At 62.3% G+C, this 2,131-nt stretch carries 2 protein-coding genes; both read right to left on the bottom strand.

The genetic code is table 11. From position 1 onward, the window contains the following. Positions 1–224: 224 nt before the first annotated feature. Positions 225–1,016: a TIGR02186 family protein gene (locus tag EN935_RS32645; protein ID WP_109666485.1), complete on the bottom strand. Its 792-nt coding sequence runs from the start codon at positions 1,014–1,016 to the stop codon at positions 225–227. After that, complete coding sequence (locus tag EN935_RS32650; protein ID WP_109666487.1) at positions 1,016–1,939, bottom strand: sulfite exporter TauE/SafE family protein; 924 nt, start codon at positions 1,937–1,939, stop codon at positions 1,016–1,018. Before EN935_RS32650 ends, EN935_RS32645 begins: the two co-directional genes overlap by 1 nt. Positions 1,940–2,131 lie beyond the last annotated feature (192 nt).

Raw genomic sequence — 2,131 nt, forward strand, 5'->3', positions numbered from 1 at the left:
CGCCAACGGTGGAGTTCGAAGTACCGAAGTCGATCCCGCCGAAGGCTGGTCGCATGACAAGTTCCTGTATTTGTCGGCGGCGAGCCGACAGGCGCCATGAGAAATCGCGCGCTGCCCGGGGACGGGCTGCTCTGCCGAACCGAATTGTTTGTGTCTGCAAGTTGGCTGGGGAGCGCGGTCTACCGCATGCTCCCGCAAAGGGAAACCACTTTTCGGGAAAAGTTCTAGTCTCGCCGGAAGATCAGCCTTCCGAGCCAGCCTGTCAGCATGGCCAGCGATATCGCAAAGACGCCATAGAGGAAGGAATAATTATGGGCGACACGGAAGATCGACTGTTCGAAACCGGATTTGCGGATTTCGAGCTGGGCTGAGCTTTCCTTGATGAACAGGCCGCTCTTGAACAGGAAGGCGCGTGCCTTGTGGGTGCCGACCGGGACATTCGGCGCCAGCCTGACGGTGGCGCGGAACAGGTTCTGCGACAGGAATTGCACGCCGCCGACATTCTCGCTGTAGAGGCCGGTCGCCGACTTGCGCTCCCGCAACGCCGCGGTGAATTCCTCGATCGTCGCCGGGCTGTCGCCGGCATCGGCGGGCTGCATGTAGAGGTTGGAGGCGCCAAGCGACAGCTGCTTGTAGCTGTTGGGTTCGGTGATGTCCTGCAGCGGCCGCGTCGTCGCCACCGAATAGGACATCGGCACGTTCTCGAAGGTCTCGGAGTCCAGATTGACCCAGACGCCAAGCACCCTGTCCTTGCGGCGCACCACCACCGGTTTGGGCGGGCCTTCGAGCACGACGATGACATCGTAGCGGCCCTGGCGAGCGACGAGTGGATCGGGATTTTCCAGCGAACCGAAGATGGTCAGGTCGGCGCCGGAAAAGCCGGCGGTGATCGAGACATTGTCGGTGGAGAGCCCGATCTGGATGCCTTCCGTCAATGGGACCTGTGCCTTCGCTGATACCGCGGCCGCAAGCAATGACAGGACAATGGCGGTTGCGAACGCGTTCGGAGCCCTCATCAGTTGAGGCCCACGGCGGACAGCGAATAGAGATTGGGCGGAGTGACGAAAAGATCGATGGCCAATCGTATCGCCACCGCCAGCACCAGCAGCGCCAGCAAGGCCCTGAGCTGCTCGCCGCGCAGCCTCTGACCGGCCTTGGCGCCATATTGCGCGCCGGCCACGCCGCCCGCCATCAGCAGGAAGGCCAGCACGACGTCGACCGTCTGGTTGGTGGTGGCGTGGACCAGTGTCGTATAGGCGGAGGTGAAGATGATCTGGAAGAGCGAGGTGCCGATAACGACATTGGTCGGCACTTTCAGCAGATAGATCAGCGCCGGCACCATGATGAAGCCGCCGCCGACACCCATGATCGACGACAGGAAGCCGATGCCGGCGCCAAGGCCGAGCACCGGGATGACGCTGACGAACAGTTTCGAGGCCCTGAAGCGCATCTTCAGCGGCAAGCGGTGGATCCAGTTGTGCTGGCCGGATTTCTTCAGCACCGGTGCCGCACCGCTGCGCGTGGCGCGCAGCGCATTGACGCTTTCGACCAGCATCAGTCCGCCGACCGTGCCGAGCAGCACGACGTAGAGCAGCGAGATAAAGAGGTCGAGCTGGCCGAGGCGGCGCAGGAAGGCGAAGACGTAGATGCCGCCGGTGGAACCGACAATGCCGCCGGCCAGCAACACCCCACCGAGCTTGAAGTCGAGCGTCCCTCGCTTCATGTGCGAAAGGACACCGGAGACGGAGGAGGCGATGACCTGGTTGGCGCCGGTGGCGACCGCGATCGCCGGGGGTATGTTGTAGAAGATCAAGAGCGGCGTGATGAGGAACCCGCCGCCGACGCCGAACATGCCCGACAGGAAACCCACCGCCGCGCCCATGGCCAGCAGGACGAAGATATTGACGGAAATTTCCGCGATCGGGAGATAGATGCCCACCCGTCAGTCTCGATCAGTTCTGCCTGTCGGCGAATGCAACCGTTGCGGGCATCTTGGACCGACAAGCCAATTCGTTCTTGCGCCGGAGGTGCTGCGAAGTCAAACCGCGCCACGCCGCCGAAACAAAAAACATCTCAATCAGTTAACAGGCAAATGTGTGGCAAGGGCGTCGTGGAAGCGACGCCTCTGCCG

The sequence above is a fragment of the Mesorhizobium sp. M7D.F.Ca.US.004.03.1.1 genome, assembly GCF_003998635.1.
GTDB classification, from domain to species: Bacteria; Pseudomonadota; Alphaproteobacteria; order Rhizobiales; family Rhizobiaceae; genus Mesorhizobium; species Mesorhizobium loti.